At 63.0% G+C, this 21757-nt stretch carries 24 protein-coding genes and 1 pseudogene; 18 read left to right on the top strand and 7 right to left on the bottom strand.

Annotated features, from left to right (window positions below; all coding sequences use genetic code 11):
• The first annotated feature begins 73 nt into the window (after positions 1–73).
• Both V1280_RS15335 and V1280_RS15330 read left to right on the top strand, forming a co-directional pair.
• The gene (locus V1280_RS15335; protein ID WP_334525315.1) at positions 74–1321 is read left to right on the top strand and encodes a FecR family protein; all 1248 of its coding nucleotides are present in this window, start codon (positions 74–76) and stop codon (positions 1319–1321) included.
• 55 nt (positions 1322–1376) lie between these two features.
• A complete protein-coding gene (locus V1280_RS15330) occupies positions 1377–4121 on the top strand; it encodes an EAL domain-containing protein (protein WP_334525313.1) in 2745 nt (914 codons plus the stop codon).
• A gap of 14 nt (positions 4122–4135) precedes the next feature.
• Here the strand turns inward: V1280_RS15330 and V1280_RS15325 are convergent, their stop codons facing one another.
• The gene (locus tag V1280_RS15325) at positions 4136–4396 is read right to left on the bottom strand and encodes a hypothetical protein (RefSeq protein ID WP_334525309.1); all 261 of its coding nucleotides are present in this window, start codon (positions 4394–4396) and stop codon (positions 4136–4138) included.
• A 245-nt stretch (positions 4397–4641) separates the two neighbouring features.
• Between V1280_RS15325 and rocF the strand changes: the two genes are divergently transcribed.
• The 4 genes from rocF to V1280_RS15305 all read left to right on the top strand — a co-directional run bounded on the left by rocF (position 4642) and on the right by V1280_RS15305 (position 7976).
• Entirely contained in the window at positions 4642–5619 is a 978-nt protein-coding gene (gene rocF / locus V1280_RS15320) for an arginase (protein ID WP_334525306.1), read from the top strand.
• 160 nt (positions 5620–5779) lie between these two features.
• Entirely contained in the window at positions 5780–7051 is a 1272-nt protein-coding gene (soxC, locus tag V1280_RS15315) for a sulfite dehydrogenase (RefSeq protein WP_334525303.1), read from the top strand.
• On the top strand, positions 7038–7577 hold the full coding sequence (locus V1280_RS15310; protein WP_334525299.1) for a c-type cytochrome: 540 nt from the start codon (positions 7038–7040) through the stop codon (positions 7575–7577). The genes soxC and V1280_RS15310 overlap by 14 nt, the downstream gene beginning before the upstream one ends.
• A 102-nt stretch (positions 7578–7679) precedes the next feature.
• Positions 7680–7976: a hypothetical protein gene (locus tag V1280_RS15305; protein WP_187437347.1), complete on the top strand. Its 297-nt coding sequence runs from the start codon at positions 7680–7682 to the stop codon at positions 7974–7976.
• 2 nt (positions 7977–7978) lie between these two features.
• On the opposite strand, the gene V1280_RS15300 is transcribed toward V1280_RS15305, so the two are convergent.
• Both V1280_RS15300 and V1280_RS15295 read right to left on the bottom strand, forming a co-directional pair.
• Positions 7979–9193 (bottom strand): mandelate racemase/muconate lactonizing enzyme family protein, encoded by a 1215-nt coding sequence (locus V1280_RS15300; RefSeq protein ID WP_334525296.1) that lies wholly within the window; start codon positions 9191–9193, stop codon positions 7979–7981.
• Between the two features lie 494 nt (positions 9194–9687).
• Complete coding sequence (locus tag V1280_RS15295; protein WP_334525293.1) at positions 9688–10935, bottom strand: NRAMP family divalent metal transporter; 1248 nt, start codon at positions 10933–10935, stop codon at positions 9688–9690.
• A 325-nt stretch (positions 10936–11260) separates the two neighbouring features.
• Here V1280_RS15295 and V1280_RS15290 point away from each other — a divergent pair, with 325 nt between their 5' ends.
• Both V1280_RS15290 and V1280_RS15285 read left to right on the top strand, forming a co-directional pair.
• On the top strand, positions 11261–11959 hold the full coding sequence (locus V1280_RS15290; protein WP_334525290.1) for a phytanoyl-CoA dioxygenase family protein: 699 nt from the start codon (positions 11261–11263) through the stop codon (positions 11957–11959).
• A 124-nt stretch (positions 11960–12083) separates the two neighbouring features.
• Entirely contained in the window at positions 12084–12257 is a 174-nt protein-coding gene (locus V1280_RS15285; protein ID WP_334525287.1) for a DUF3606 domain-containing protein, read from the top strand.
• Positions 12258–12332: 75 nt separating this feature from the next.
• Here the strand turns inward: V1280_RS15285 and V1280_RS15280 are convergent, their stop codons facing one another.
• On the bottom strand, positions 12333–12518 hold the full coding sequence (locus tag V1280_RS15280) for a hypothetical protein (RefSeq protein WP_334525284.1): 186 nt from the start codon (positions 12516–12518) through the stop codon (positions 12333–12335).
• A 257-nt stretch (positions 12519–12775) separates the two neighbouring features.
• On the opposite strand from V1280_RS15280, the gene V1280_RS15275 reads away from it, so the two are divergent.
• Positions 12776–13036, top strand: coding sequence for a hypothetical protein (locus V1280_RS15275; protein WP_334525281.1), 261 nt, complete (start codon positions 12776–12778; stop codon positions 13034–13036).
• Between the two features lie 32 nt (positions 13037–13068).
• Here V1280_RS15275 and V1280_RS15270 read toward each other — a convergent pair whose 3' ends face one another.
• Positions 13069–13263 (bottom strand): hypothetical protein, encoded by a 195-nt coding sequence (locus tag V1280_RS15270; protein WP_334525278.1) that lies wholly within the window; start codon positions 13261–13263, stop codon positions 13069–13071.
• 389 nt (positions 13264–13652) lie between these two features.
• On the opposite strand from V1280_RS15270, the gene V1280_RS15265 reads away from it, so the two are divergent.
• From V1280_RS15265 to V1280_RS15255, 3 genes are all read left to right on the top strand, one after another.
• A complete protein-coding gene (locus V1280_RS15265; protein WP_334525275.1) occupies positions 13653–13901 on the top strand; it encodes a hypothetical protein in 249 nt (82 codons plus the stop codon).
• Positions 13902–14005: 104 nt separating this feature from the next.
• Entirely contained in the window at positions 14006–14254 is a 249-nt protein-coding gene (locus tag V1280_RS15260; protein WP_148776722.1) for a hypothetical protein, read from the top strand.
• A gap of 402 nt (positions 14255–14656) precedes the next feature.
• A complete protein-coding gene (locus V1280_RS15255) occupies positions 14657–14869 on the top strand; it encodes a VOC family protein (protein ID WP_334525268.1) in 213 nt (70 codons plus the stop codon).
• Positions 14870–15198: 329 nt separating this feature from the next.
• Here V1280_RS15255 and V1280_RS15250 read toward each other — a convergent pair whose 3' ends face one another.
• Positions 15199–15453: a DUF3551 domain-containing protein gene (locus tag V1280_RS15250; RefSeq protein WP_334525265.1), complete on the bottom strand. Its 255-nt coding sequence runs from the start codon at positions 15451–15453 to the stop codon at positions 15199–15201.
• A 199-nt stretch (positions 15454–15652) separates the two neighbouring features.
• On the opposite strand from V1280_RS15250, the gene V1280_RS15245 reads away from it, so the two are divergent.
• From V1280_RS15245 to V1280_RS15225, 5 genes and pseudogenes are all read left to right on the top strand, one after another.
• Positions 15653–15844 (top strand): hypothetical protein, encoded by a 192-nt coding sequence (locus V1280_RS15245; RefSeq protein WP_334525263.1) that lies wholly within the window; start codon positions 15653–15655, stop codon positions 15842–15844.
• Positions 15845–16039: 195 nt separating this feature from the next.
• Positions 16040–16219 (top strand): annotated as a pseudogene (locus V1280_RS15240) (GNAT family N-acetyltransferase); the annotation flags it as partial.
• Between the two features lie 235 nt (positions 16220–16454).
• Positions 16455–17723 carry a CaiB/BaiF CoA transferase family protein gene (locus V1280_RS15235; RefSeq protein ID WP_334525261.1) on the top strand — a complete coding sequence of 423 codons (1269 nt, stop codon included), beginning with the start codon at positions 16455–16457 and terminating at the stop codon, positions 17721–17723.
• A 64-nt stretch (positions 17724–17787) separates the two neighbouring features.
• Positions 17788–19017, top strand: coding sequence for an acyl-CoA dehydrogenase family protein (locus V1280_RS15230; protein WP_334525258.1), 1230 nt, complete (start codon positions 17788–17790; stop codon positions 19015–19017).
• 9 nt (positions 19018–19026) lie between these two features.
• Complete coding sequence (locus V1280_RS15225) at positions 19027–19590, top strand: flavin reductase family protein (protein WP_334525254.1); 564 nt, start codon at positions 19027–19029, stop codon at positions 19588–19590.
• A gap of 24 nt (positions 19591–19614) precedes the next feature.
• Here V1280_RS15225 and V1280_RS15220 read toward each other — a convergent pair whose 3' ends face one another.
• Complete coding sequence (locus tag V1280_RS15220) at positions 19615–20523, bottom strand: NAD(P)-dependent oxidoreductase (RefSeq protein ID WP_334525251.1); 909 nt, start codon at positions 20521–20523, stop codon at positions 19615–19617.
• 176 nt (positions 20524–20699) lie between these two features.
• Between V1280_RS15220 and V1280_RS15215 the strand changes: the two genes are divergently transcribed.
• A complete protein-coding gene (locus V1280_RS15215; RefSeq protein ID WP_334525248.1) occupies positions 20700–21683 on the top strand; it encodes an ABC transporter substrate-binding protein in 984 nt (327 codons plus the stop codon).
• Positions 21684–21757: the final 74 nt, after the last annotated feature.

Here is a 21757-nt window from a genome sequence, read left to right as displayed (position 1 = left end):
TTCCCGCTAAGCCAATCTTGAGTGATCTCGGATACGCATCAGGGCTCGCAGTAATGCAGGCTGAGGGGTCATCATGCTCGTCCGAATTGGAATGCAGCGCGCCTTGATGGCAGCGCTGATCCTGGGAACGGCGTCCGGTGTATCCGCAGCAGATGACGTCGTCTGGTCGGTCAGCAAGTCGTCGGGCGAGGTCTGGCTCGCGACGAACGGCACCCAGCACGTGTCGTTGAACCAGCAGGAGACTCTGAAGCCGGGCGATACCATCCGTACCGGGCGCAACGGGCGCGTGCTGCTTGTTCGCGGCGAGGAAACGATTTTGATCTCGCCCAACTCGGTGGTCGGTGTGCCGGCCGAGAAGAAGGAGGGACTTTCGACCACTATCATCCAGCAGGCCGGTTCGATCCTGCTCGAGGTCGAGAAGCGCAACGTCAAGCATTTCGAGGTCGAGACGCCGTATCTCGCCGCCGTGGTCAAGGGCACGCATTTCAGCGTCACCGTGGGCGCGGGCAGCACCAAGGTCGGCGTGCTCCGCGGCCAGGTTGAAGTCTCCGATTTCAAGACCGGCCAGATCGCGCAAGTCATGCCGGGGCAAGTGGCTACCGCCTTCGAGCACGGCAAGCCCGGTCTCAGCCTGAGCGGTGCCGGTACGCTCAATCCGATCGAGCAAGGCCAGCCGCGCGCTTCGACGATCGAGCGCGTTCCTGTGCCGAAGTCGGGCCTGTCGATGCCGCGCAATGCGGCGAACGGCCATGCGATCCATGCGCTTGGTGCGATCGACAAGGGCACCAGGACGGCCGGCGCGCCGGCGCAATCGCGCCAGGCAGGCGAGACTCACGCGCCAAGATCTGGCGTGGTGCGCATCTCGAGCTCGCTCGGCGAGGTCAAGCTGAACTTCCATAAGGTCACGAACGGTCTCGCCCACGGTGCAGTCGCGCCGGGGCGGGTGCGTAATGCGAATGCCAGCACCGACACGGTGTGGAGCGATAGCAAGTCGAGCACGACGACCACTGCGAGCAACAGCTCGACAGTCACGGCGGTCACCGTGAGCAGCAGTGGATCAGCGGCCAGTGCCTCATCGACGTCATCAAGTACAACAACCGCTGTTGCGACTAGCGCTGCTGGGGCGACCAGCGATAATTCCGGCGGGAATAGCGGCAACAAGAATGGCAAGAGCGACCCCGGCAAGCAGAGCAACGGGGACGGCAACAACGGGAACGGCAACAGCAGCACCACCGGTAACGGTAAAGGTAACAACGGTAACGGCAACGGAAATGGCGGCGGTAACGGCAGCAACGGCAATGGTAATGGCCACAGACACTAAGGCGATTTCCTAGGCGGCGAGGGGGCGCCCGCAGAAGCGAGCGCGGGAGAATCAGGTGAAACGTTATCGGCCACATATCCTTGTCGTGATCGCGCTGGCAGTCGTGCTGTCCACGGGATGGCACGGCTCGCTTCGCAACGCGCTCACCGACCTGCGCTTCGCCTGGGAGTCGCGGGCTGCCAGCGGTAACGTGGTCGTGGTCGCTATCGACGCGCCCTCGATCGACCAGATCGGAGTGTGGCCCTGGCCGCGCCGGTTGCATGCGGAGCTGCTGCACAGGCTTGAGGTTGCAGGTGCGCAGGAGGTGGCCTTCGACGTCGATTTCAGCACGCCATCCGATCCGGCCTCCGACGAAGCCTTCCTCACCGCGCTTCGCGAAGTCGGCGGCTCGACGATCCTGCCGTCCTTCAAGCAGCCGACACCAAATGGTGGTGCGGCTCATATCAATCGCCCCCTGAAGCCGTTCAGCAACCAGTCGTGGCCGGCCGTGGTCAATGTCGCGGTCGAATCCGACGGGCTCGTTCGCCGCTATCCGGTCGCCGAGAAGCTCGGCGATGCGCAGATGCCGTCGATGGCCGTCGTGCTGGCCGGGCAGGACGCCAATCGGCGGCCGCCCTTCCTGATCGACTTCAGTATTCGTGCGACGTCTATCCCGAGTGTTTCCTATGTCGATGTGCTGCGGGGCGACGCCGCGACCCTCGACAGGCTGAGGGACAAGAAGGTCATCGTCGGTGCCACGGCACTCGAACTGGGCGACCGATTCAGTGTTCCAAATGGCCGGATCGTCGCGGGCCCCGTCCTCCAGGCGTTGGCGACAGAATCGGTCCTTCAGAACCGCATGCTGCGCTGGACGTCCAATGTCGGCATGATTGCTGGCCTCGGCGTGATCTGCCTGCTGATGATGTATTCATGGCGCCGTGTCGCACCGGGTGTCCGCGTCGCGATCCTGGTCGCAGCCGGAGCCGGTATCGAGCTGACCGCTGTCCTCGTACAGGCAGGGTGGCCGCTCGTCATCGACACGTCGCTGTTTCACATTGCGATCGTTGCCTATCTGACGGCGATCGCGCTGGATGAGATCGATTTCCGCAGTCTGCTGGGGCGCATCGCCGAAAGTCGCTTTCACCGCATCGCGATGTCGCTCGGCGATGGTCTGGTCTGCACCGACGAGGATCACCGGATCACGGTCTGGAATCCCGGTGCGAGCGCGATCTTTGGCTACATGCCGACCGAGATGATCGGTCGCCCGTTCGAAACGCTTTGCGCGACACCGACAGAAGGGGGCACGAAAACCTTCGCCATGCGCGACGCTGCGCGCCAGGCGCTGTTGGTCCCCGGTGGGGCCGTGGTCGTCGAGTTCGAGGGCCGGCGCAAGAATGGCGAAACCTTCCCGGTCGAGGCGAGTTTTTCGGGCTGGCAGGGGACGGAGGGCTTCCAGTACGGCGCGATCCTCCGCGACATCTCCGTGCGCAAGCGCGAGGCCGAACGCGTCAGATATCTCGCCGAGTATGATGCGCTGACTGGTCTTGCCAACCGCAATACGCTCCATGCGAAGCTTGCCGGCCTGCTCACCGTGGCGCAGCGGCGGTCCTCCGAGGTCGCACTGCTCGTGCTGGGGCTCGACGGCTTTCAGCAGATCAACGACATGCTTGGACACTCGATCGGCGATCTCGTGCTGCGGGCGGTCGCTGAACGCCTGCGGACCGAGGTCGATGGCAAGGCGGTGGTCGCCCGGCTCAGCGGCGACGAGTTTGCGATTGTGCTGGATTGCGCGGACAGCGACGAGCCGATTGCCGCGTTCGCCGAGCGGATTGCGCGCGCATTCGAGGCGCCGCTTGTGACGGGCGCGCGCCAGCACCGCGTCAGGATCAGCATCGGCGTCGCCGTCTATCCGGAAGGTGGACAGAGCGCGGATGATCTCCTGAGCAACGGCCATCTGGCGCTGAGCCGCGCCAAGGCGACCCGGCGTGGCAGCCATGTGATCTTCGAGAGCGCGATCAGGCAGGAGCTGGAGAACCGGCTGACCCTGGAGAGTGAACTGGCGCTTGCCGCCGACCGCGGCGAGTTCGAGCTGTTCTACCAACCCCAGGTTCGCCTGATCGACGGCGGCCTGATTGGTGCCGAAGCGCTGATCCGCTGGCGGCACCCGGTGCGCGGTTATGTCTCGCCCGGAGAGTTCATGCCGGTAGTCAACACTTCTGCGCTGTCCGAGCGGATCGCGAACTGGGTGATGGACACCGCCGGCCGGCAGGCGCGTGCGTGGGAGCTGTCGGGCAACGCTGTCCGCGTCGCAATCAACCTCTCGCCGTCCCAGCTCGACTCCGGCGATCTCGCGCATTCGGTTGCAGAGCTGCTGAGAGCGACGGGACTTACCCCCTCGTTGCTCGAGATCGAAGTCACCGAGGACATCCTGCTACACGACGAGGGCCGGGTGCTCGACATATTCAAGCGGATACAGCAGCTCGGCGTCCGCATCCTGTTCGACGATTTCGGCACGGGCTATGCGAGCCTGAGCTACTTGAAGAAGTTTCCGCTCGACGGGCTCAAGATCGACCGCTCGTTCGTGCTCGATCTGCTCGCGGATTCCGACGATGCGGCGATCGTCGGCTCGACCATCGGCCTCAGCAAGCAACTCGGTCTTACGGTCGTTGCCGAAGGTATCGAGAATCGCGCTACGGCGGATTTCCTGGTCAGCATGGGCTGCGAGGAAGGGCAAGGCTACTTCTTCGGCCGTCCGATGCCCGCCGACGCGTTCGAGAAGCAATTTTTGGTGGCCGAGCTGGAAACTGTCAGCGCTGCCTAAGCGCTCATTTGGTTCTAGCGCCGGCGCGCAACCGCCACGCCAAACAGGAAGGCGACGAACAGGCTGGCCAAGGGCGCTTCACGCGTGATCGCGGCAACTGTCGAGAGCGGTTTACCCGGTTTTCGGGCTTCGTCGATGACAGAGGTCAGCCGATCGACGCCAGCGCGCAGACCGCCGACGACTTCGCCGAATGTCTGGGAGACGTCGGTCGCGGCGTCGATGGCGCGCTCGGCCATGCCGGGCTGCGGGGTGGACTGCGGAATTTCCGTGCTCAAGTTCGTGAACTCCGCTCAGGGGAGGTGAATGAGGCCGGCACCTTTGGCTATCCGCGCGAGCGCTAGTGTTGAACAGCGGGTCCGGAGACCTTTGGCTATCCGCGACGGGCGCCGTGTTGAAACGGCGGGTGCCGGCCTTGGATAAGCAATTCGGCGTTCTGGAATTTGTTCCGACCATCCCCGTGAAACGACGGGTGCGAATCTCTGTTAGGCTGGCACAGCCTTGCTGATCTCAGGAGATTGCCGTGACCGACCGAACCATTGCGGATCGAGCCCGGCGCATCGCGTTGCTGGGCGCGCCGATCGATATGGGCGCTTCACAGCGCGGCACCTTGATGGGCCCCGCGGCGCTGCGGACCGCCGGCCTTGCAACGCTGCTTGAAAGCCTGGATTTCGAAGTCGTCGACTACGGCGATCTCTCCGTGGCCGAGGTCAGCGACCTCGCCGACAGGCCGCCCGAGAAGGCCAATCATTACCGCGAAATCCAGCGCTGGACGCGCATGCTCAGTCGTCGCGGCTATGAGATCGCGCAAACCGGTGCCTTGCCGATTTTCCTCGGGGGCGATCACACACTGTCGATGGGTTCGGTCACTGCGATGGCGCGACATTGGCAGGAGCGTGGACGCGAGCTATTCGTGCTCTGGCTCGACGCCCATGCCGACTACAATACACCGGAGACGACGATCACAGCCAATATGCATGGCATGTCGGCGGCGTTCCTGTGCGGCGAGGCCGGTCTCGATGGCCTCCTGGGCGATGATCCGCGCGCCTCGATTGATCCGGACAGGCTTGACCTGTTCGGGGCGCGTTCAATCGACAAGCTCGAAAAAGAGCTGATGCGCGCACGCCGGATCAGGGTTGTCGACATGCGTCAGATCGACGAGTTTGGCGTCGCGGTGCTGATCCGGCGCGTCATCGAACGTGTCAAGGCGAGCAACGGCGTGCTGCATGTCAGCTTCGATGTCGATTTTCTCGACCCTAGCGTCGCGCCGGGCGTCGGTACCACGGTGCCGGGAGGGGCGACCTATCGCGAGGCGCATCTGATCATGGAGTTGCTGCACGATTCCGGCGTGGTGGGATCGGTCGACATTGTCGAGCTGAATCCGTTCCTGGACGAGCGCGGCCGCACGGCACGCACCGCGGTCGAACTAATCGGCAGCCTGTTCGGCCAACAGATCGCAGATCGGCCGACACCCAGCAATGCAATCGCGCCGGGTGAGTGACACGCGAGCTGTTTGTGCATCGCAAAGGATGGAACTGCTGCGGCTGCCGCCGGATTTAGGTCAGTCCTGATCGAAATCGCCTGCTTTTGAAATGCACGCGAATTGCAAATGTGCTTCGCGGAAGGTTTTATGCAGGCCGAGCTTCATCCGAGGGTCCGCTATGAGCAGCATGATCGATACAAGCGACAAATCCGCAACGACAACACGTCGCGGCTTCCTGAAAGGGAGCGGCGCCGTGGCAGGCGGCTTTGTCCTGGGAGCCGGTGCATCAGCCGCCGCGGACACCGAAAACCTTCCGCCTAACGTCCCCGATTGGATGAAGGCGCCGGGCGATCCGATGGGAAGCCAGCCTTACGGAGCGCCGTCGCCGTTCGAGAAGGGCGTCGTCAAGAACATCTCGAAGAACCTCAAACAGTACATCTCCGCGTCCGGCCGGACGCCATTGCAGGAGCTCGACGGCATCATCACGCCGAACGGCCTGTTCTACGAGCGTCATCACGGCGGTGTTCCCACCATCGACCCGGCACAGCACCGGTTGATGCTGCACGGCCTCGTCGAGCGTCCCCTCATCTTCACTGTAGATGATCTACGGCGCTTCCCGTCGGAGTCGCGCATCCACTTTCTCGAATGCTCCGGCAATCCCGGTTACACCAAGCCCTATGGCAAGACTGCGTCAGACCTCGTCGGCCTGCTGAGCTGCGCCGAATGGACCGGCGTCAGCCTGAAGCTGGTACTTCAGGAGGCTGGGCTGAAGCCGGAAGCCAAATGGATCATCGCTGAAGGCGCCGACGCGGCCGCGTTGACACGCAGCATCCCCATCGAGAAATGCCTCGAGGATGCCATGCTCGTCTATAGCCAGAACGGCGAGCGGCTTCGCCCGCAGCAGGGCTATCCGTTGCGACTGCTCCTGCCGGGGTTCGAAGGCAATATGAATGTGAAGTGGCTGCGGCGCCTGCATGTGACGGCAGAGCCCGCTTATTCGCGCGAGGAGACGTCAAAGTACACCGACCTCCTGCCCGACGGCACCGCACGCGAATTTTCCTTCTACATGGAAGCGAAGTCGATCATCACGCGTCCATCGGGCACCCAGCGTCTCAGCGCACCCGGCTTCCACGAAATCACCGGCATCGCCTGGAGTGGACATGGCAAGATCAAGCGGGTCGAGGTGTCCGTCGATGATGGTAAGAGCTGGCAGTATGCGCAATTGCAGGAGCCGGTGCTGACCCGTGCCCTCACGCGCTTCCGCCTGCCCTGGCAGTGGGACGGCAAGCCCGCCGTGATCCAGAGCCGCGCAATCGACGAAACAGGCTACGTGCAGCCGACGCTCGCCGAGCTGCTCGCGGTACGCGGCGAGAATTATTTCTACCATAACAATGCGATCTGGCCCTGGCGCATCGCGGCCGACGGGGAGGTGACCAATGCGCTGGCGTGAAATCTGCGGCGTCGCCTTCGCAATCTTGCTCTGCGCTTCAGCGAGCACCGCGCGGGCACAAAGTCCTTATGGCATCGGGCGGCCGGCGACGGCGGCCGAGATCGCGGGCTGGAATATCGATGTCGGGCGCGATGGCAGCAATCTGCCGAAGGGAAGCGGTTCGGTCAGTCACGGACGCGAGGTTTTCGCTCAGCAATGTGCGTCATGTCACGGCGACAACGGCGAGGGCGGATTAGGTGATCGTCTCGTCGGTGGGCTTGGCACGATCGGGACCACCAAGCCGATCCGCACCGTTGGAAGCTTCTGGCCTTATGCTCCAACATTGTTCGACTATATCCGTCGCGCCATGCCGCAGAACGCGCCTCAGTCGCTGAGCGATGAAGATGTCTATGCGGTGTCCGCTTATGTCTTGAGTCTGAATGGGCTGGTGGGAGCGGATGCGACGCTCGATGCCAAATCGCTCGCGGCGGTCAAAATGCCGAACCGCGACAAGTTCGTCGGTGACGCGCGCCCCGACGTAAAGTGAACGAAGCGACATGGTCGAGTTCCGGGCATTGGCTCGGAACTTGCTTAAGTCTGGCGCGGAACTCGTGGGCCGCATTTGAATTAACCTGCGAGAGGAAAAATGATGGGTCTTTCGATGACAACTGACCGCTTCGCAAACTCCATGTCCTCCGCGCTTCGCCATCCCGGCGTGATCGCTCTGATCGTGGCCGGCGTGACCATTGCTGCGATGTTGATCGTTGATCACGGCCCATGGAATCGTGCCAAGACCCAGCCAGCTCATGTCGCGATGTACGCAACCACGGGCGAAGCCGCCAACGCAGCGGGCGCCAAGGTGCTTCCCACCGAACCAAGGTCGGCAGTTGAGCCGGAGCGGCCGGGGCCCAAGACGTCCCCGACCGTCAATCCCGTGACGCCGTAATTTCAGCCCTTGCGGCCGTAGTTGAGGAGACCGCCGGTCGTCTTCGGTGGATGCGCGCGAAGGGCCTCCTCGTTTGGCTCAGTGCCCCAGCCGGGGCGATCCGGAATGACGAGATGGCCGTTCTGGATCTCCGGCTCATGCGTGAACAGCTCGCGGTCCCACGCCAGACGGTCGATGTCGATCTCCATGATGCGCAGGTTCGGCACCGCGGCACAAAAATGCGCGTTCATCATCGAGCAGAGATGGCCGTAGAAATTATGTGGCGCGACGTTGACCTCAAAGGCTTCCGCGGCCGAGGCGATTTTCATCGATTGCCACACGCCGTTCCAGGGTGTGTCGATGATCGCCACGTCCATTGCCTGCTCGTGGAAATAGGGCAGGAATTCGCGCAGGCCCAATAGCGTCTCGCAGGACGAGATCGGATGCGGACTGTGCCTGCGGATATAGCCGAGGGCTTGCGGGTTGAAGCTGTCGATCTCGATCCAGAACATGTCGAGGTCGGCGATCGTGCGCAGGATCTTCAAATAGCCTTCAGTCTTGGCGTTGAAATTGCAGTCGAGCAGGATGTCGACGTCGGGACCCGCACCGTCGCGGATCGCTTCCAGATGCATGCGCAGGTCGCGCAGGGTCTTGCGGTCGACATTGATCTCGGGCGCAAAGGGCGAGCCGAAGCCGGGCCGCCAGCCGGTCGGTTTGCCGTCGTCATAGGAGAAGATGTTGGTCTTGAGCGCGGTGAACTTCTTCTCGCGCACTTCGCGCCCCATCGCCTTGACGCCGTCGAGGTTTTCGATCGGCGGCTTGTACCAGGACGGATGATTGATCCGCCAGGTCGCGCAATGCGACCAGTAGACCCGGACACGGTCGCGGATCTTGCCGCCGAGGAGTTCGTAGCAGGGGACGCCCAGGCATTTCGCCTTGGCATCGAGCAGCGCATTCTCGATCGCGCCGAGCGCTTGCGCCACCACGCCGCCGGCGGCGGGGCGTGTGGCAGCGAACAGTTCGGTGTGGATGCGCTCATGCTGAAAGACGTTCTGGCCGATGACGCGGGCGGACAGGCGTTGGATCGCCGCGCCCACGCCGGGCGAGCCAAAGCCCTCATCGAATTCGCTCCAGCCGACGATACCGTCTTCCGTCGTCACCTTGACGAAGTGGTAGTTTCTCCAGCCGGCGTCGCAGGCGAGGATTTCGAGACTTGTTGCTTTTGATGATCTTGTCATGTCGCTCCCTGTCGCCCGGCCGGGCGTTGTTGGTTTTGCGGTCCGGTCGCAAGCTCGGGCCCAGCCACAATTGTTAGGCTAACGACCGACGGTCGTGAAGCCTGCAAGCGTTTGGCCGAGCGTCGATTTTCGGCCGTGCAGCGAAAAACCCGTAGAATCGGGGGAGCATTATGTTTCTTGGGATCGTCCCGAAATTGCGCCAAGCCCAGACTCTTTTGGCCACAATCGGAACCGATCAAGGAGGCATGCAGTTTTTGGCCATGATTTCGGTTCTGGCGCTCCTCACGATCAGCGGAGCGGCCGTTTCCGATCGGTTTCTGACAGCCGATCAGCACGTCGCGCAAGGGGTGGAGTAGCGCGTACGCGCGAGGGCGCTTTGTCTTTGGGGAGACAACAATGCTTTCGATCGACCAGTTCTTGCGGTTCATCAGCGTGCCGGCCGTGCTCGCGGCCTTCGTCATCGCGTCGCAGATTTCGGCAGCGCTGTCGCCGCTCTAACCCATCGCGGACGAGCCGAGCAGAGCGAGGACGGCAAGTGCCATCAGCGCGGTGCCGAGCCAGCCCAGCGTGACGAGCCACGACCGGGCCTTGAAGCGCCCCATGATGGCTCCGTTCGAGACGATCAACATCATCATTGCCATGATCGGGACGGCGACGATGCCGTTGAGCACGGCGCTCCACACCAGCATGTGGATCGCGCTGATGCCGGTGAAGCCGAGGCCGAAGCCGATCACGGTCGCGGCGGCGATAATGGTGTAGAAGCCGACCGCCTTCTCCGGCTTTGCCTCCAGCGTGGCACGCCAGCCGAAAATTTCCGCAACGCCATAAGCCGCCGAGCCCGCCAGCACCGGGATCGCCAACAGGCCCGTCCCGATGATGCCGAGCGCGAACAGCGCGAAGGTGAAGTCGCCGGCGAGCGGCCGCAGCGCCTCGGCCGCCTCCGTCGCCGAACTGATGTTGGTGACGCCGTTGGCGTTCAGCACCGAGGCCGTGGTCAGGATGATGAAGAAGGCGATGCCGTTCGACAGCAGCATGCCAAGCGTCGTGTCGACCTTGATGCGCGAGAGCTCGGGGTCACCGCGGTGGGGCTCATCGCGCAGCGGCTTGTCGCGCTTGCCCTGGTTCATCTCCTCGACCTCTTGCGAGGCCTGCCAGAAGAAGAGATAGGGGCTGATGGTGGTGCCGAGGACTGCGACCACCATCATGAGATAATCGGCGTTGACGGTCGCCTTCGGCCATACCGTGGCGAGCAGCGCCGTGCTCCACGGGATCGTCACGGTGAAGGCCGTCGCGACATAGGCGAACAACGTCAGCGTCAGGAATTTCAGCACCGGCGAGTAGCGGCGATAGGGCACGAACACCTGGAGCAGGGTCGATCCCGCCGCGAAGATCAGCGCGTGCTCGTGATTGAGCCCGCCGATGACCAGCGAGAGCGCCTCCGCCATCGCCGCGATGTCGGCGGCGATGTTGAAGGTGTTGGCGGCGACGAGCAGCGCCACCAGCCCCATCACGATCCAGCGCGGCGCGAGCTCCATCACGTTGGCAGCGAGCCCCTTGCCGGTGACCCGGCCGATCTGCGCGCTGACGAGCTGGATCGCGATCATGAACGGTGTAGTGAGAAAGACCGTCCAGAGCAGCCCGTAGCCGAATTGGGCGCCGGCCTGGGAATAGGTGGCGATGCCGGACGGATCGTCGTCGGCCGCGCCGGTGATCAGGCCGGGACCGAGCCGCTGCAGCAGCATCGGAGCGGACTTCCTCGGCTCGTCGGCGCGGTCGTGCTTGCTGGGGCGATGGTGCGATCGGTTGGACAGGGTTTTCTTTCCGGAAATTGCGAAGTCAAAGCCTAAGCGCGATCATAGCCGCAAAGTTCCTCGGCCGGCCAGCAGGCGCGATGCGCGGAGTTGTAGCGTGGTACCATCGCAAACATGCGCCGCGTCCAGCGCCGTCATAGGCCCGCAGGCTTTTCGTTCACCGCGGTCTAGCTTCGCTTCAAGACAAGGCCGTGACCCCGCTTGCGGTGGCGCGCGACGCCCTTGCGGAAAGCACGCTGGGATTGTAGGGAGCGTCATGAGCCATTGCCTGACGCCGACCAGGGTCGCCCCGCTTGCAGCGGATCAAGCCGCGATGCTGATGCGCGACGGCTATCTGCTGCTCCGCGGCGCCGTGCTCGAAGACCGGCGCGGTGCATTGCGGGCCGCCTTCGATGCGGGGGTGGGGACCGGCGATCAATGCGCGGTGCCCCGCGGCAACGGCTGGCGCCATGCGCTGGTCGATCTGGATCCGACGGTGCAGCGGACCTGCCGTCTGCCGCCGCTGCTGGCGGCGGCGGCCGGGATGCTGGCAGGCCCGTTCTTTCTCGCCCAGGTCGAGGGGCGCGAGCCGCTCAGGGACGGCGGCTATCAGCCCCTGCACCGCGATGGCGTGGGCACCAACGCCGTCGCCGCCCTGGTCTTCCTCGACGCTTACGGACCGGACAACGGCGCCACGCGCGTCGTGCCGCGCCATCTCGACCAGGGCCTTGTCGATCAAGGCCTTGTCGGTCAAGCCGAGCCGGACGAAGCCTCGTCACTGATCCTTGCGGGTGAGGCGGGAGACATCCTGGTGTTCGACGCCGACCTGCCGCACGGCGCGACGCGCAACCGCTCCGGCGCGCGGCGGCGTTCATTGCTGCTGAGCTTCATGCCGGAGCGTATGCGCGCGGCCCAGGAATCCTGCCGCGCGCTGCGCAACGTGCGCATGGACACGTCCGAGGTGTTTGTCCCTTAAGGCAATCCGATGTTACCGGCCGTCATCGAAGCAGCCTCGACGTCCTGCCGCATGGAGTCTTCCGGGATTTAGGAACGGCTGCCGATGGACGACGTTTCCTGTTTCAGCAAACAAGGAATGGCCAATGGACAACCTGACCAAGCGCGAGCAGCCCGACCGCAGCAAGATCAACATGCACGAGGCTTACGAGGTCAAATACTGGTCCCACGCGCTCGGCGTCTCCAAGGAGAAGCTGCAACAGGCGGTCGACAAGGTCGGCAATTCGGCCGCCGCGGTCCGCAAGGAGCTGGCGACGTAGCCGGCCCGCAGGCCGTTGGTCCGGCGGCACCTGCGATCCTCGAGCCCGGCCTCCCAGGGACGCCGGGCTTTCGTGCTACTTGATGCTGACGAACATGCCCCAGGCGGCGGCGAGCGCAGCACCGGTGAAGACGACCACTGGATTGTCGCAGAAGGTGCTGCCATAGCTGCACACGTTCGAGCCGAACTGGCCGAGCTCGTGATGGCTCGCGGAATAGAACAGTCCTGACAGTCCCAGCAATGCGGCGGCGACGTAATACATCGCACATCTCTCCTCGGAACGCGTATGTGCCAGCATAACGCAGAGAGATTTCATTCCGCCGAATTCGCTGTGTTGCATTCGATTAAAGTTTGACCCGTTGGGTAAACCCTGGGCCCGATCGCGGCCGCGATTGAACCTGCATCCTCACCGAGAACACTAAGGCAGGCAGAGCTATTGCCGGAGCTGCCGGGCCCTTGCCGAGGGATCGGTAATACGGCCCGGTCATCGGCAGCCCGGTCCGACGAACGGATGTTTGCATGAACCCAGCGCTCGATCTCCTCTATCGCCTGGTTGCGATCGGGATCAGCATCTATTGCGCCCGCAAGGCCTGGTATGGCTATGTCGAGCGAAAGATCCTGTTCGTCAGTGATGACTGGCTGGACTGGTCGCGCTGGTCGCGGCAGGAATTTGACCGCGACACCATGCCGAGCCGCTACTGGATGCAGATGGTCGGCACGGCCTTCGGCGCGCTGCTGTGCCTCGTCGGTGCGATCATCGGGTGGCAGCCGAACGTCTGAGCGTCCGCATGGCCTGGGGCCAGCCAGCCTGTTCACGTCCACACGATCGGCGAGAATTTCAGTCCCCGGCTGACGATCTCGTCGTTGAGGCGTTCGGCGCGGTCCATTGCCGCCTGGCCGATGAGACGGTATCTGTTACCGAGTGCCTTGTCGGCATCGACCTGATGCCGAATGGCGTCGTAGAGACGCAGCACGCTTTGATCGGTGAGGTGTTCGAAATCGTCCATCGGGGACAACGCGGGGGCGACCGCATTGTTCGTTCGGACCGCCCGCGAGAATCTCGTCGACCGATCGCCTATCGGTCATGTCCTTCGCCGCCGATTCACAATTGTTGGTTTTGAAACGTCGACATGGCCAGCGGCCGCGTCCGGGGCGTTCCGGCCGACACTCCGTCGGGCATGCTCGGCCCCACGAAACAGGTTTGAAACAGTCCTGAAACCAGATCGTCCTGAACGCCTTCGCCTTTGGGCCCGACCAACGGAGCGAAAAGGAGATCACCATGATCCAGGTCGGTTCGAAGGAAGAAGTCGCGTTGCTGCTGGCGCTGTTCGGCACCCATACCCAGCCCGTCAGGAAGCCCAAGCAAAAGCCGCAGCAAAACTGAGATCGCGAACCCATGCCGGGTTTGGCCGATTGCCTGAGCTTTCTGCGTTTGCTGATTGCGCGAGGAGACTCGAAAGGCATCCCGCTGGCGATGAGCGCCATCGACGATTATGTCGCGATGGCGCCGGTCAGCGCGCGCAGCCGTGGCCTGCGCGTGCTCCAGCAGGATGCGCTCGAGCTGCATGTGACGTCAGTCGGCGTGCAGCGCTCGTTCGCCGAGACGGTAGATGCCTACATCGAGCGGAAGCTGGCGGAGGAGTGAGGCGCTCTTGCTCCGGTTCCCCCAAAGGAGCTGGCATCGCTCTTGCTGCATGACGTCGTAATCCCGGCCCGGCCCTTCGGTCCGTTTCAGATTGAGGCGATCACATGCAGACAACGTCCCGTTTCGAAGCGAACGCACTCCACGCTCTCATCTCCGACCTGCGCTGGCGGATCCAGATGCTCGACAGCGACATTGCCGAAGAGGAGCGCAATGCTGGCAATGCCGACCCCGGCAGCCCCACCTATTCGATGCTCGCCCTGGCCCTGCGGTCGCGCAGGGACAATCTGCGGGCCTCGATCGCCATGCTGCAGGGACGCGAAGAGCGCGCGGCGGAGCTGTCGCACGCTGCGTGAGCGACTGATCCGTCCTTCAAACGGAGCGAACCCGACCGGAGATCGCCGCGTTGGCGCGATCGATCGCGGCGAGACTAACGCGCCGGCGGGCGCACGGTCTCGGCGGCTCCATTTGGAACTTTCGGCTTCGAAGCTGAATTGATCAGATGGCCGGTCGTTCCGCCGATTGGCCGGCCTGGAATGGCGGCTCCGGCGCCCGAGCCCCCCGTCCGCGCCGGGGCCGTTCTCTCGCGTTGACACGTCGGGCAAAACACCGGCACGATGGCATCATCGCAAAGAGTTCGGCCCGCGCGGAGCAATCCGTCGCGGGCTTTTTTGCGCGGACAGTCGTGAAACGAGAGGTCTTTTGCCGGTTGTTTTGCCGGTTCCATTCGGAGTGCACGCACGAGCCCTTCTGGAGCCTTGATCGCGATCCTGCCGTGTAACGACCTTGATGCGTCGGAGCGGTTCTACAATCGGCTGGGCTTTGCGCGCCCGGACAGTGAAAGGCCTGCTCCGGGAGAGCCCGACACCCATCGCATGCTGTCGAGCGCGAAGGGCGGATATCTCCATCTGACCGACGCGGTCGAGGGATGGCTGACGCCGGGCGGCGCGCGAATTTCAGCAATCACCTGAAGACAAGCCGTGGGGGATGTACGAATTCGCGCTCTCCGATCCGGATGAGACGCTGGTCCGTGTCGGTTGGCCAACCCCTCTTCGCGCCCGCGCGCGGACAGACGCGAAGCGCTAATCGTCCCGCGAGGGATCGCCGGGCTTCGTCGGCATGTCGATTGTGCCGCCGTCGCCTTGCGGCTTCGTTCGTTTGACACGTCGGGCAAAACACTGGCACAATGGCATCATCGGAAAATCTGGTTCAGCCCGCGCAGAGAAATTCGCCGCGGGCTTTTGCATGAGCAGCCGAAGCGTTCACCGCAGCACCGCAGCAACTGCCGCCGCAACCGCCTTTATCGGGGACGCGGACTGCGGTCTGGATAAGACGGCTGTTGCGCGTAAGGATTCAGCATGCACATGGCGGGAAGGCCCGCAGCGGACGCGCGACATTCGTCCCACGAACGATAATCGCACGAAATATAGCTGCTGCCGCCCCACTCCCACTTCTGCATGCACACCGGAGCATTGCCGGCGAACCGTTGCGCCGCGGCCGGAGCGGCCGCAGACATTGTGATCCCGACCAGGAGGAGAATGGGAAGCGCGCGCATGATGATACTCCGAGGATTTGCGGATTCGTTTCAATATAGGCTTTGAGACGTCGGGCAAAACACCTGCAGAATCACATCATCGGCAAGTCTGGTTCAGCCCGCGCGGAGCATCCGCCGCGGGCTTTTTGATTCCGCGGTCCAGCCAGGCGTCCGGAGGAACGAGTCGACGGCCCGGCTCTTGTACAGTCGGGAGGATTATATGCTGACAGACGCCCAGATCGCCGTGCTCTGCGACATCGGCCAGTCCATCGCTTTCAGCGATGACAAGCGGGAGGAGCTGTTCCGGCTCATCGCGGATGGCTACGTGCAGAAGGATGGCGATACCTTCGAGCTCACCTCCAAGGGAGAAGCGGCCGTGGTGGATCGCGGAGCTGGATTGAACGAGGCGTGATGTCGAGCGCGTCGCGGGCAATCGCAATAAAGTTTGTCACGTCGGGCAACACTAGCGGAATGGCATCATCTAGGTGGGCTTAATTAGCCCGCGATGGGTCCTTGCCGCGGTTTTTTTGTTCGAAGAAGTATCCCTGCTTAACGGCGCAGCTAAACGAATATTGCAAGCGAGAAATGGCTCGGGTTCGCCCCGCTCAGGTTGATGCGGGCCGTCGAAGCGCGCGGGCGGCGCATCGGATGGGACAATATCGTTTCGGATACAACGGACAATCGTTTGTCCGCGAATAATTTCATCCAGACGGGCTATCGGCTCTATGAACCAAAGATGCCCTGGGCCTGGTCGCATACACTCTATTGGCGAAGGTCGCTTCGCTGAGTGGAGCTTCCCGTGATGCGGAAGTTGCTCTTCGCAACGTCAAATGGCCCGCGTTGATGCAGGTGCGGCCTTGTTCACCCGGAATGCGTGGGGACCCGGCAGCTCGACCGCTGCCGGGTCCTTTTTGCGTATTGAAGCGTTGCTGCTGAGGCACTTGCGAAGTCGGCCCCGCCGGGCTTTAAGTTCGCTTGCAGGAAATTCGGCGAGCACAAGCCGATGTAAGGGAGCCCCTGGGATGTCCACCAAGCCTCAGTTGCCGGAACGCCCGTCGCGAGCGGCGGGAGGACCAACCGCACTTGATGGTCTTCTGGTCGTCGATTTCACGCGCGTGGTCGCGGGCCCTGCCTGCACGCAGACGCTCGCTGATTTCGGCGCGCGCGTCATCAAGATCGAGAACCCCGATGGTGGCGACGATACGCGCGCTTATGAGCATGCCGACATCGGCGGGGAAAGCGCGGCCTATCTCAGCCTGAACCGCAACAAGAGCGGCATTGCCCTCGACCTCGCGGTGCCGGAAGCGCGCGAGATCGCACTGGATCTGATCCGCAAGGCGGACGTCGTCGTCGAGAATTTTTCCAGCGGGGTCATGAAGAAGTTCGGCCTCGATTACGAGGCTGTTGCACCGCTCAACCCTCGGCTCGTCTATTGTTCGATCTCCGCTTACGGGCGCACCGGACCGTTCGCCTCGCGTCCCGGCTTCGATCCCATCACGCAAGCCGAGAGCGGCTTCATGTCGCTCAACGGGTTTGCCGATGGCCCGGCGGTTCGGACTGGCCCGCCGATTGTCGACATGGCGACGGGGATGTCGGCCTGCAATGCCATCCTGCTGGCGCTGTTGGCGCGGGATCGGCTCGGCCGCGGACAGCATGTTGAGGTCGCGCTGTTCGACGTCGCCATGGGAATGACCGGTTTCTATGGCATGGCCTATCTGATCAACGGCGAGAACCCCGGACGGTTCGGAAACTCGCCGAGTGGGTCTCCCACCGTCGGCGTCTACGAGGCATCCGATGGTCCGCTCTACATGGCTTGCCCCAATGATCGGTTGTATCGGCGACTGGTGGTCGAGGTGCTGAATCGTCCCGATCTCATCAATCAGCCGCAGTTTGCTACGCGAAAGGCACGGTCCGAGAACAAGGAGCTACTGCGCGCAGCTATCGCAGAGGTGTTCGCGAGCGACACGCTCGAGAGCTGGATGGCAAAGATGAAGCTAGCCAATATCCCGGTCGGCTATCTCCGGACCATCGAGGAGGGCTTCAATGCGCCAGAGGCGCGCGAGCGCGCGCGCTTAAGCCGGATCCCGCATTGCACAGCAGAGTGGGTGCCTAATATCGAGCCGCCGATCAATATGAGCCTGACAGCGGCGATAGATCCCGTAGCGGCGCCGCTGCTGGGCCAGCATACCGAGGGCGTCATGCGCGAGACGCTCGGTTACGACGCGGGCCGGATTGCGGCATTGGCCGAAAAAGGGGCATTCGGGTTGCGCAAGGCCACGACGTCGGACTGACCGTTGCGCCAGCTTGATTTGGCAGGGTTCCCGCCGCATAAATACATAAGAGCGAGGGACACGAATGGCGCCTGGTCAAGAGCCGAGTGTGGGTCAGTCGGTAGCGACAGACTCCGGCGAACGAGCCTATGCGACGATGATTGCCAAGACCCGGTCGCTCGTGCCGCAATTGCGGGAACGCGCGGCACGCACCGAGGAGCTGCGGCATCTGCCACCGGAAACCGAGCAGGACCTGCACGATGCCGGCCTGTTCCGGATGCTTCAGCCGAAGCGCATCGGCGGCGCCGAGCTCGACTATGTCGCTCTGATTGATTGCGCCGAGCTGCTCGGTCGCGCTGACGCGTCGGTAGCCTGGAATCTGGCCAATCTGGCGAGCCACCATTGGATGCTCGGTATGTTCGAGCAGCGCGCGCAGGATCTGGTCTGGGGCGGCGACCCGGACGTGCTGATCGCATCATCGTTCATCTTCCCCGCCGGCCGTGCCAGCAAGGTCGAGGGCGGATACCGGCTGCACGGAAGCTGGCCGTTCTCGTCGGGTGTCGGCTCCTGCGCGTGGAATATGCTCGCGAGCGTCGTTTCGTCCGATGACGAGGCCGACGGCATCGAATACCGCATCTTCCTGTTGCCGAAAGCCGACTACAGGATTCTCGACACCTGGAACGTCACCGGACTGCGCGGCACCGGGTCGTCGGATGTCGAAGTCAAGGACGCCTTTGTGCCCCAGCATATGACGGTCGCCGTGGGCGATCTCGCGGGAGGCGTAGCGCCCGGAAGGAACGTGAACGCCAACCCGCTGTACGCGCTGCCGGTGTTTTCGCTGTTCCCTTATGTTCTCTCCGGCGTTGCGCTCGGGAATGCGCAGGCCTGCCTGGACGACTACACGGAGGTCGCGCGTCACCGCATCTCGACGTACAACCGTGCCAAGCTGAGCGACTTCCAAAGCACGCAAATCAAGATCGCGGAGGCTTCCGCCAAGATCGATGCTGCGCGCCTCATCATGCGCTCGGCCTGCGTCGAGGCGATGGAGCATGCGCGAAGCAAGCACACGCCTGACATGGCGATCAAGACCAGGTATCGGCGCGACGGGGCGTTCTCGGTCAATCTGTGCACCGATGCCGTCTCGATGCTGTTCGCGGCGAGCGGCGCGCGCGGCCTGTTCACGACGGGAGTGTTGCAGCGGCAGTTCCGCGATGCGCACGCCATCAATTCGCACCTCGCATTCAATTTCGATACGGCCGGAACCAATTATGGACGCGTGGCGCTCGGTCTGCCGTCCGAGAATCTCACCTTGTGAGGCCGGCGGATGAATGATTTGCCAAAGCAGCCGGCCACGCCTGATCCAGCCAACGAACTCGCGAGCGACAGCTCTCAGATTGATCCGCGTGATTTTCGCAACGCGCTCGGCACTTTCGGAACAGGCGTAACGATCATCACAGCCATGGCCTCTGATGGAAAGCCGTATGGCATCACCTGCAACTCGTTTGCGTCGGTCTCCTTGAATCCTCCCCTGGTCCTCTGGAGCCTCGGGGTCTATTCATCGAGTCTGACCGTGTTTCAGAACGCCAGCCATTTTACCGTCCACGTGCTGGGCACCTCGCAGCAGGCGCTCGCAAACAAATTCGCAAAATCGTCCGAGGACAAGTTCGCCGACGTGGACTGGACGCCGGGCCTGGGCAACGCGCCGGTGCTTGCCGAGAGCGTGTCCAATTTTCAGTGCCGGTCCGTCAATCGCTATTATGGCGGCGATCACGTCATCTTTCTCGGCGCGGTCGAGGCCTATGCCTATAACGTAAAAGAGCCGCTGCTGTTTGCGCGGGGGACGTATGGCCGGTTTCTGTCTGACGACGAGCGCAAGAAGTCGCCGTAGGGCGATCCAGGGACGCTCGTCGGTTCAACGGTCTGTGGCCGAGAGCTTGTAGATTTCCAGCGCGTCCGCGTCTGCGCCGCGCGCAGCCTTGGCCAGCCTGAAGATCTGTCCCGCGAGCGTTGCCATGGGCACCGGTGTTGACGTTGCCTGGGCGACATCCGCAACCGTGTCCAGATCCTTCAGCATCGTCGCGATGTGGCCCAGCGGCGGCGAATGAATGCCCTGGACCATGCGCGGCACGAAGAGCTGAAGCGGAATCGAATCCGCAAAGCCGCCGGCGAGCGCCTCGGGCAGCCGGCTCGCATCAATTCCGGCATTCGAGGCTAGGCGCGTTGCTTCCGCGAGCACGGCCATTGCACATCCGACGATCACCTGGTTGCAGAGTTTTGTGGTCTGGCCCGCGCCGGTGGGACCCATGTGGGTGAATCTGCGCGCCATGGCCAGCACATAGGGCCGGGCCCGCTCGATGTCGGAGGCCTCTCCGCCGGCCATGATGGCAAGCGTGCCTTCTTCGGCGCCCTTGGTGCCGCCGGACACCGGTGCATCGATCCAGCTTGCGCCGTTTGCCGCTTTCAATCGCGCTGCAAGCTTGCGCGCGGCGTCTGGGTGGATGGATGAAAAATCGACCACGAGCTTGCCTGCGCCGGGAGCGGCCGCAAGGCCTTCTGGCCCGAAGATCACCTCTTCGACGGCAGCTGCATCCGTCAAGCACATGAAGACGATGTCGCAGTTCGCCAACAGGTCGCGAGGCGTGCTTGCGCGCCTGCCGCCGGCCTCGACGAGCGGAGCGACCTTGCCTTCCGAACGGTTCCAGACACTGACGTGATAGCCGGCGTTGAGCAGGCGTCGGGTCATTGGCGTCCCCATCAGTCCAAGGCCGAGATAGCCGAGCCTCTCGACGCCCTGCGGGTTTGCATTGCTCGCATCAGCCATAGGTTGCCTCCTTCTGTCGCGGCGCAACGCCGCGCGACCGCTGCGCACCATACATAACGCATCCCACAGCGAAACCAGACCGGCTTGCATGGCTTGCTTGATTGTTTGAACCATGAAACATTTGGACCGGTCGGGTTGGGTGGCGTCGGTCGGCGCGGAGCAACGGAGTGGGCACGATGCGGGCAGTTTCGACGTGGATGCTGGCAATAGGAGCCGTGGCGGCCATGATCGCGGGCGCGAGCCCGTCATGGGCGCAGCAGACGATCCGCGTGGGCTGGACCATCCCGGCCGAGGAATCCAAATACTGGATGATGCGCAGGCCGGCCGAATTTCCCGATATCGGCAAGACCTATAACATCGAGTGGACCCAGTTTCAGGGCACTGCGCCGATGACGCAGGCCCTGGCGGCGGGCGCACTGGATTGCGCGACGCAGGCGCCGCTCTCACTTGCCAACGGCGTGGTCGGCGGCAATCTCAAGGCCTACATCGTGGCGCAGCACGTCTTCGAGAAGGCCGGTGGCTTCTCGGTCTACTGGGCGGTCATGGATGACTCGCCGATCAAGACAATTGCTGATCTCAAGGGCAAGACCGTCGGCATTTCCGTGATCGGCGGCGGCACGCAGGGCCCGTTCAACCTGCTGCTGAAGCAGAACGGCGTCGATCCGGCAAAGGACATCAAGCTGGTCGAAGTCGGCTTTGCCGTCTCCGAGGATGCGCTGCGTCAGGGCCGGGTCGATGCGGTCAACATGAACCAGCCATTTGCTGCGCGAGCTGAGGCCAAGGGCGGCACAAGAAAGCTGTTCTCGCTATCGCAGGCTATGCCGAACATCGTGCACATCCTGGAAGCCTGTCGTGCCGATTTCGTCGACAAAAACCCGGAATTGGTCAAGGCCTATGTCCGTGACATCACGTCGGGCATGAAAAAGGCACTCGCGAACCGCGAAGAGACGTTGAAGGTGGTCAATGAAGTCTTGAAAGCACCCATCCCGGTGCTCGAGACCTATCTGCTCAAGGACAATGATTTCGGTCGCGATCCCGGTGCGGCGCCGAATTTCCCGGCGATCCAGAAGATGCTCGACATCTATGCGGAAACGGGAATGCTGCCGAAACTGGATGTTGCGCAGTTCAAGCACCCGATGATCGTCGCGCCGCTGCAATAGGCGATCGGGCTGTTCTCTGGACCAATGAGGTCGCAATGTCCCGCCGCGTGCGGGACATTGCATGAAGATGATGC

It is taken from the genome of Bradyrhizobium sp. AZCC 2230 (assembly GCF_036924495.1).
Taxonomy (GTDB): Bacteria; Pseudomonadota; Alphaproteobacteria; order Rhizobiales; family Xanthobacteraceae; genus Bradyrhizobium; species Bradyrhizobium rifense.
Note: the sequence above shows the minus strand (reverse complement) of the source record. Positions and strands in the feature narration are given on the sequence as shown.

Coding starts and splice junctions, on each gene's coding strand:
- V1280_RS15335 (WP_334525315.1), top strand. CDS start 74: ATGCTCGTCCGAATTGGAATGCAGCGCGCCTTGATGGCAGCGCTGATC.
- soxC (WP_334525303.1), top strand. CDS start 5,780: ATGAGCAGCATGATCGATACAAGCGACAAATCCGCAACGACAACACGT.
- V1280_RS15310 (WP_334525299.1), top strand. CDS start 7,038: ATGCGCTGGCGTGAAATCTGCGGCGTCGCCTTCGCAATCTTGCTCTGC.
- V1280_RS15305 (WP_187437347.1), top strand. CDS start 7,680: ATGGGTCTTTCGATGACAACTGACCGCTTCGCAAACTCCATGTCCTCC.
- V1280_RS15300 (WP_334525296.1), bottom strand. CDS start 9,193: ATGACAAGATCATCAAAAGCAACAAGTCTCGAAATCCTCGCCTGCGAC.
- V1280_RS15295 (WP_334525293.1), bottom strand. CDS start 10,935: ATGCTGCTGCAGCGGCTCGGTCCCGGCCTGATCACCGGCGCGGCCGAC.
- V1280_RS15290 (WP_334525290.1), top strand. CDS start 11,261: ATGAGCCATTGCCTGACGCCGACCAGGGTCGCCCCGCTTGCAGCGGAT.
- V1280_RS15285 (WP_334525287.1), top strand. CDS start 12,084: ATGGACAACCTGACCAAGCGCGAGCAGCCCGACCGCAGCAAGATCAAC.
- V1280_RS15280 (WP_334525284.1), bottom strand. CDS start 12,518: ATGTATTACGTCGCCGCCGCATTGCTGGGACTGTCAGGACTGTTCTAT.
- V1280_RS15275 (WP_334525281.1), top strand. CDS start 12,776: ATGAACCCAGCGCTCGATCTCCTCTATCGCCTGGTTGCGATCGGGATC.
- V1280_RS15270 (WP_334525278.1), bottom strand. CDS start 13,263: ATGGACGATTTCGAACACCTCACCGATCAAAGCGTGCTGCGTCTCTAC.
- V1280_RS15265 (WP_334525275.1), top strand. CDS start 13,653: ATGCCGGGTTTGGCCGATTGCCTGAGCTTTCTGCGTTTGCTGATTGCG.
- V1280_RS15260 (WP_148776722.1), top strand. CDS start 14,006: ATGCAGACAACGTCCCGTTTCGAAGCGAACGCACTCCACGCTCTCATC.
- V1280_RS15250 (WP_334525265.1), bottom strand. CDS start 15,453: ATGCGCGCGCTTCCCATTCTCCTCCTGGTCGGGATCACAATGTCTGCG.
- V1280_RS15245 (WP_334525263.1), top strand. CDS start 15,653: ATGCTGACAGACGCCCAGATCGCCGTGCTCTGCGACATCGGCCAGTCC.
- V1280_RS15235 (WP_334525261.1), top strand. CDS start 16,455: ATGTCCACCAAGCCTCAGTTGCCGGAACGCCCGTCGCGAGCGGCGGGA.
- V1280_RS15230 (WP_334525258.1), top strand. CDS start 17,788: ATGGCGCCTGGTCAAGAGCCGAGTGTGGGTCAGTCGGTAGCGACAGAC.
- V1280_RS15225 (WP_334525254.1), top strand. CDS start 19,027: ATGAATGATTTGCCAAAGCAGCCGGCCACGCCTGATCCAGCCAACGAA.
- V1280_RS15220 (WP_334525251.1), bottom strand. CDS start 20,523: ATGGCTGATGCGAGCAATGCAAACCCGCAGGGCGTCGAGAGGCTCGGC.
- V1280_RS15215 (WP_334525248.1), top strand. CDS start 20,700: ATGCGGGCAGTTTCGACGTGGATGCTGGCAATAGGAGCCGTGGCGGCC.